Consider the following 7,155-nt stretch of genomic DNA (forward strand, 5'->3'; position numbering starts at 1 on the left):
AGCACGCGCATCGTCTTTTCTTTTTTAGGTTATAAAAAAGCGTAAGTTAGTTAATTCTTACGCTTTCTGCCACAGAATATTTGTGACACGTTCCTGCTCAACCTCTTTCGCTTTTTCAGCTTACCATGCAAGCATGGTTTTTGCTGGGCGAAAGGAGGTGTTCGCATGGAACAAATCAGACTTGTTCTTATTTTACTTTATTTGTTGAAGAATGACAAGAGTAAATAGGCAGAAAGCATACCCCCAAACGGGAATCCCGTTTGGGGGTCTTAGTTTTAGAGCTGTGTTGTTTCGAATGGTTCCAAGTATGTGGGACACCTGACATCGAGTATTGAAAATGATATCTTGCGTCCTACATACTTTGATAAAATTCTCCCTAAAACAGGTGCCTTGCCAGTTTTTGTTATGACGTCTAGCGTCAAAAGAGAACTCGACTTAACAAGATACCACTACTTTAACATAAAAGGAAAAGTAGCGAGTGCTTTCTCCTGTCGGGGGATTTTCTCACTACTAATCTTAGTATGTTTTTAACAGAGGAAAAGGTACCATAATTTCTAAAGTGGATTTACCTACTACAGAATTATAGAGCCAGTTTTTATTGTACACTTATCATTGTAAAATTAAGTGAAAAAGGGCTAAAAAAACCGAAATAACAGGCTTTTTTGGCCTAAGAGGTCTAGAGTTTTTGGTGGAGCTATGATAAAATGGGAGGTGAAGTTCTCGTAAGCGTCTGAGAGCAAATAAAGATGGGAGGAGAGAATGGACGCTTTTCAATACATAAAACCAAAACTGTTTAGCACGCTCAAGGGTTACACTAGAGCACAGTTTGCAAAAGATCTTGTGGCTGGAATTATCGTGGCAATCATCGCTCTACCGTTATCAATTGCTTTGGCAATTGCGTCAGGTGTGAATCCAGAACAAGGGCTTTACACCGGTGTTATCGCTGGTTTTTTTATTTCGTTTTTAGGGGGAAGCCGCGTACAAATCGGTGGTCCAACCGCCGCCTTTGTTGTGATTATTTATGGCATCGTCTCGCAATATGGCATGAGTGGCTTGGCAACGGCTACTTTTTTAGCGGGTTTGATGATGATTGTCATGGGCTTGTTAAAATTTGGAAATTTAATCAGTTTTATTCCTAAAACCATTACGGTTGGTTTTACCTTGGGGATTGCCATTGGTATTTTAGTGGGGCAATTAAAGGATTTCTTGGGATTAAGCATGGGAGCAGTTCCTGCTGAATTTACAGATAAACTAGTAGCTTATGCCCAACACCTTAATACTATTCATTTGCCAACCTTGCTAATTGGTTTGTTGGCTCTTAGCATTCAGATTTTTTGGCCTCGTGTTTCTCAAAAAATACCAAGCTCACTGGTAGCTATTTTTGTAACAACTGCCATTGTTCAGCTGGCCCATTTATCTGTCCCAACGATTGGAGATTTGTACACCATTAAGGCAGGTTTACCAACCTTTTCAATGCCCAACATCTCCCTTTCGTTGGTGCGTCAACTGTTATCACCTGCCTTCACCATTGCTATTTTAGCGTCAATTGAATCCTTGCTGTCTTGTGTGGTTTCAGACGGTATGATTGGCAGTCGTCATCGCTCAAATGCTGAATTAGTTGGGCAAGGTGTGGGAAATATGATGTCGGCCTTATTCGGTGGCATTCCTGCAACAGGAGCTATTGCTCGTACAGCAGCCAACGTTAAAAACGGTGGACGCACGCCAATCGCTGGTATGACGCATGCACTTGTTTTGTTGTTAATTTTACTCTTTCTCATGCCCTATGCCTCTTTGATTCCAATGAGTTGCTTGGCGGCTATCTTGATTATGGTCGCATACAATATGAGTGGTTGGCGAACTTTTGTATATATGCTACGTACGGCTCCAAAGAGTGACATTGTTGTTTTGGTAACTACTCTATTGTTAACCGTCTTTTTTGATTTGGTGGTTGCGATTGAGTTTGGTATGGTTTTAGCGGCCTTTTTATTCTTGAAACGAATGTCAGACATCGCGGAAGTTCGCCAATGGGTTGATGAAGCAGATAATGAGAATACTGACGCGCTTGATTTAAAAGTAGTGCCAAAAAATACCGTGGTTTATGAAGTGTTTGGTTCTTTGTTCTTTGGAACGACCAATGACTTTCTTGACATTAGCTATGAGGAAGGTAAAAATGCCCTGATTCTTCGGATGCGAAATGTTCCTGCTATGGATATTTCAGGGTTGGATACTCTTGAAGAAATCCGTGAAACCTGTCAGCAACGTGGCATGACCTTGATTTTATCGCACGTCAACCCCCAACCTTTCCGTGTGATGAAAAAAGCAGGTTTTCTTGAAAAAATCGGTGAAAAGAATATCTGCCCAAACATTGATGCTTCCTTAAAACGAGCAGCAGAATTACAATAATTTGATAAAACGATGGCTAAGGGCTGTCGTTTTTTTACTTTTATAGAAGAAAATCAAAAAAAATGAAATGAAATTATGGAATTTTTCAATAATTTAGAAATTTTCTGTATTTTTTGAAAACAGTATGTTATAATAGTATCAATCATGAAAGAAAGTTATGGTTAGGAGGAACCATTTATGAAGATCACTTCAAATTGGAAACGTGTTGGATTAGGTGCAGTGACCTTGCTGTCGGCAGTGACCTTAGCAGCTTGTGGAGGTAGCAGTTCATCTTCGTCATCATCAAAAAACGAAATCAACTGGTGCATTCCAACTGAAATCAATACGTTAGACATTTCAAAAAACACTGATACTTACTCATCTATTGCCATTGGTAACTCAGGTAGTAACTTGCTTCGCCGCAATAAAAAAGGTGAATTGAAACCTGACTTGGCTGAAAAAGTTGAAGTTTCTGACGACGGTTTGACTTACACAGCAACCTTGCGTGATAACTTGAAATGGTCAGACGGTAGCGACTTAACTGCTGAAGATTTTGTTTACACATGGCAACGTATTGTTGACCCAACAACAGCTTCAGAGTATGCTTACCTTGCTTCTGATGCACACGTTTTGAATGTCGAAGAAGTGATCGCTGGTACTAAGAGTGTTGACGAACTTGGTGTTAAAGCAGATGGCAATAAAGTTATCTTTACTTTGTCTAGCCCTTCACCTCAGTTCATGAGTCTTCTTTCGTTTACAAACTTCATGCCACAAAGCAAAGCATTTGTAGAAAAAGCAGGTGCTGATTACGGAACAAACTCAGACAAAGCCCTTTACTCTGGTCCATACACTGTTGAAGATTGGAACGGTACAAGTGGCACATTCAAGTTGGTTAAAAACAAATACTACTGGGATGCTGACAATGTGAAAAACGAAAAAGTCAACATTCAAACCATCAAGAAACCAGATACAGCCGTTCAAATGTATAAAGATGGCGAACTTGATGCAGCTGGTATCTCAGGTACAGAAGCCATCTACAACGCTAACAAAAACAATAAAGACGTTGTCCAAGTTCCAGAAGCAACAACAGCTTACCTGGTTTATAACGAAACTGGTACTGTACCAGCTTTGACAAATACTAAAATCCGTCAAGCTCTTAACTTGGCAACAGACCGCGAAGGTATCGTTAAAGCCGCTATCGACACCGGTTCTAAAGCAGCAACTGCCTTGGTACCTTATGGACTTGAAACGTTGCCTGATGGTACAGACTTGACTGATTACGTTGAGCCAGGTTATAGCTATGATGAGAAAGAAGCAACAAAACTCTTCAAAGAAGGTTTAGCAGAATTGGGTACAGACTCTGTTAAATTGACTATCACATCAGATGCTGATAGCCCAGTTGCAAAAGCGACTGTTGATTACCTCAAACAAACTTGGGAAGAAGCTCTTCCAGGATTGACTGTTGAAGAAAAATTCGTTACCTTCAAACAACGTCTAGAAGATACTAAGAACCAAAACTTTGATGTTGCCTTTGTTCTTTGGGGTGGTGACTACCCAGAAGGTTCAACATTCTACGGCTTGTTCACATCAAATTCATCATATAACTATGGTAAATTCTCAAACACTGATTACGATGCTGCTTATAAAAAAGCTATCACAACAGATGCTCTAGATCCAGAAGCAGCTGCTGAAGACTACAAAGAAGCAGAAAAAATCCTTTACGAAAATGCTTACTACAACCCAATCTACTTCCGTAGTACAGAATCACTTCAAAATCCTTCATTGAAAGGACTTGTTCGTAACTCAACAGGATTATCAGTTGACTTTACTTACGCTTACAAAGAATAAGGCTTAGGTTATTAAACAAGGTAGGGTTTACCTACCTTGTTTTCTTTGTGCTTTGAAAATGCTACAATAAAAAGAGTGCCATTATAGAAAGGTTAGTATGCGTTTAGATAAATTTTTAATTGAAGTAGGGTTGGGATCGAGAACAGAGGTCAAGCAATTGCTCAAGAAAAAACAAATTTGTGTGAATGATAAGATTGAAACGTCAGCAAAACGCCAAATAGATGCCTCAACTGATGAGATTGTCTTTGACAATCAAAGACTTGTTTATGAAAAATACGTTTATTATCTCTTGAACAAGCCAAAAGGGGTTATTTCAGCTACGGAGGACAACCATCATCAAACGGTTTTGGATTTGTTGGATAAAACGGCTTGGGATAAGGAAGTCTTTCCAGTGGGGCGTTTGGATATTGATACCCATGGGCTTTTGCTATTGACCAATAATGGGAAACTAGCTCATGCCATGTTATCACCTAAAAAACACGTGGAGAAAACCTATCGTGCCAAGGTGGCTGGTGTGATGACAAAAGAAGACGTAGCTGCTTTTGCTGAAGGGATTACCTTGAAAGACTTTGTTTGCCAGCCTGCTCGATTGAGCATTTTAGAGGTTGATAAGGTCACGGATACGAGTTTTGTTGAGATTACGATTAAAGAGGGAAAATTTCATCAGGTGAAACGCATGGTTCAATCTTGCGGGAAAACCGTGGTGGATTTGCAGCGCATCAGCATGGGACCTTTACAATTGGATACCTCGTTAGCATTGGGAGAATGGCGTCGCTTAAGTGCTGAAGAAGTGGCTTCTTTAGCAGAATTTGGTGTGGAATTGTAGTAGTTATTTGATTATTTGCTGCTTTAATGTTATGATAATAGGTATAAAGTAAATGAGCGAGGTATGTAATAGTGGCATTTGGTGAAAACGGACCGCGTAAAAAAACGCTATTTGAAAAATTAACAATGGTAGTTGTTATCTTGATGCTTCTTGTAACCGTAGGGGGCATTGTAGCGGCTGCTATCGGTTCTATTATGTAAGAAACGCTGAAGAGGCGTTTTTTTATGCTTTAGTGCAATTTTAATGAAAGAATAGGAAATAATCATGAGTATGTTTTTAGATACCGCAAAAATCAGTGTCAAAGCTGGTCGTGGCGGTGATGGAATGGTTGCATTTCGTCGTGAAAAATACGTTCCCAACGGTGGACCTTGGGGTGGTGATGGCGGAAAAGGAGGCTCAGTCATCTTTAAAGTGGATGAAGGTTTGCGAACCTTGATGGATTTTCGTTATAACCGCATTTTCAAAGCCAAATCAGGTGAAAAAGGTATGACTAAGGGAATGCATGGTCGTGGGGCAGAGGACTTGATTGTTCGAGTGCCGCAAGGAACGACAGTACGCGATGCCGAAACTGGCAAAGTTATCACTGACTTGGTTGAAAATGGTCAAGAATTTGTAGTTGCTCGTGGTGGACGTGGTGGACGCGGTAATATCCGCTTTGCGACTCCGCGTAACCCTGCACCTGAAATTGCTGAGAATGGTGAGCCAGGTGAAGAGCGTGAATTGCAGTTGGAATTGAAAATCTTGGCAGATGTTGGTTTGGTCGGTTTCCCATCAGTTGGTAAATCAACCTTGCTAAGTGTCGTGACAGCCGCTAAACCTAAAATTGGTGCTTATCACTTCACCACAATCGTGCCAAACCTAGGTATGGTTCGCACCAAATCAGGTGACAGTTTTGCTATGGCTGATTTGCCAGGCTTGATTGAAGGGGCTTCGCAAGGTGTTGGACTTGGAACACAATTTCTTCGTCATATTGAGCGCACTCGCGTTATTTTGCATGTGATTGATATGTCAGCTAGCGAAGGACGTGATCCGTACGAAGACTATCTAGCGATTAACAACGAGCTTGAAACTTACAATCTTCGTTTAATGGAGCGCCCACAAATTATCGTGGCCAATAAGATGGATATGCCAGAAGCCGAAGAAAACTTGAAAGTCTTTAAGGAAAAATTAGCTGCGAATTACGATGATTTCGAAGAAATGCCAATGATTTTCCCAATTTCAAGCTTGGCACATCAGGGTTTGGATAATCTTATGGAAGCAACAGCAGAATTGCTTGCTAAGACAGATGAATTCTTGCTTTATACTGATGATGACATGGTGGATGAAGAAGTTTACTATGGCTTTGATCCAGACGAACCTCCATTTGAGATTTCACGTGATGACGATGCAGCATGGGTATTGTCAGGTGAAAAACTTGAAAAGCTCTTTGTCATGACCAATATGGAACGCGACGAATCTATAATGAAATTTGCCCGTCAATTGCGTGGTATGGGTGTCGATGAAGCCCTTCGTGAACGCGGAGCCAAAGATGGTGATATCGTCCGAATCGGTAACTTTGAATTTGAATTTGTAGATTAACCTGCCACTTGTCGTTGATAGCATAGTTATCTAACGATAGGAATTGTGATGATTTATAATTGATCTTATATTGTATTTTATTGGGGGTTCTTATGGGAGATAAACCGATATCTTTTAGAGATAAAGATGGGAATTTTGTATCAGCAGCCGATGTTTGGAATGCTGAAAAGCTAGAAGAACTGTTCAATACATTAAACCCAAATAGACGTTTGCGGTTGGAGCGCGAAAAGTTAGCCGCAAAAAAAGCAGGAGAAATAAAAGAATAAAGCCTGCTTACTTTAAAAACCTAGCCTATATGGCTAGGTTTTTTATCTAGAGTAAAAGTATTATAGCTGCAAAATGACAACACTCCTAATAGATTTAGAGAGTTACTAGTTCCTGATAAAAATAATATTGATTTTTATCGGGAGCTAGTAAGAAATCAAGTTATCTACCTGATAGTAGATAACGTAAAAAGTCGAGATGCTTTAGCATCCGACCATTTTCAAAAGGTTATTAGCAAAAAGAGCAAGTTCGATAAT

6 protein-coding genes are annotated in these 7,155 nt (G+C 40.1%); all 6 read left to right on the forward strand.

The window, feature by feature from the left end; all coding sequences use genetic code 11:
• Nucleotides 1–759: 759 nt before the first annotated feature.
• The 6 genes from B3R79_RS03525 to B3R79_RS03550 all read left to right on the forward strand — a co-directional run bounded on the left by B3R79_RS03525 (nt 760) and on the right by B3R79_RS03550 (nt 6,900).
• On the forward strand, nt 760–2,403 hold the full coding sequence (locus B3R79_RS03525) for a SulP family inorganic anion transporter (protein ID WP_293693786.1): 1,644 nt from the start codon (nt 760–762) through the stop codon (nt 2,401–2,403).
• Between the two features lie 177 nt (nt 2,404–2,580).
• Entirely contained in the window at nt 2,581–4,230 is a 1,650-nt protein-coding gene (locus tag B3R79_RS03530) for a peptide ABC transporter substrate-binding protein (protein ID WP_293693788.1), read from the forward strand.
• Between the two features lie 97 nt (nt 4,231–4,327).
• Nucleotides 4,328–5,056, forward strand: a complete 729-nt coding sequence (locus B3R79_RS03535) for a pseudouridine synthase (protein WP_293693790.1) — start codon at nt 4,328–4,330, stop codon at nt 5,054–5,056.
• A gap of 71 nt (nt 5,057–5,127) precedes the next feature.
• Nucleotides 5,128–5,256: a DUF4044 domain-containing protein gene (locus tag B3R79_RS03540; RefSeq protein WP_167829270.1), complete on the forward strand. Its 129-nt coding sequence runs from the start codon at nt 5,128–5,130 to the stop codon at nt 5,254–5,256.
• 64 nt (nt 5,257–5,320) lie between these two features.
• Nucleotides 5,321–6,634, forward strand: coding sequence for a GTPase ObgE (gene obgE, locus B3R79_RS03545; protein WP_154454678.1), 1,314 nt, complete (start codon nt 5,321–5,323; stop codon nt 6,632–6,634).
• A 92-nt stretch (nt 6,635–6,726) separates the two neighbouring features.
• The gene (locus tag B3R79_RS03550) at nt 6,727–6,900 is read left to right on the forward strand and encodes a hypothetical protein (protein WP_154454679.1); all 174 of its coding nucleotides are present in this window, start codon (nt 6,727–6,729) and stop codon (nt 6,898–6,900) included.
• Nucleotides 6,901–7,155: the final 255 nt, after the last annotated feature.

The organism is Streptococcus sp. UBA3373 (genome assembly GCF_002360305.1).
GTDB classification, from domain to species: Bacteria; Bacillota; Bacilli; order Lactobacillales; family Streptococcaceae; genus Streptococcus; species Streptococcus alactolyticus.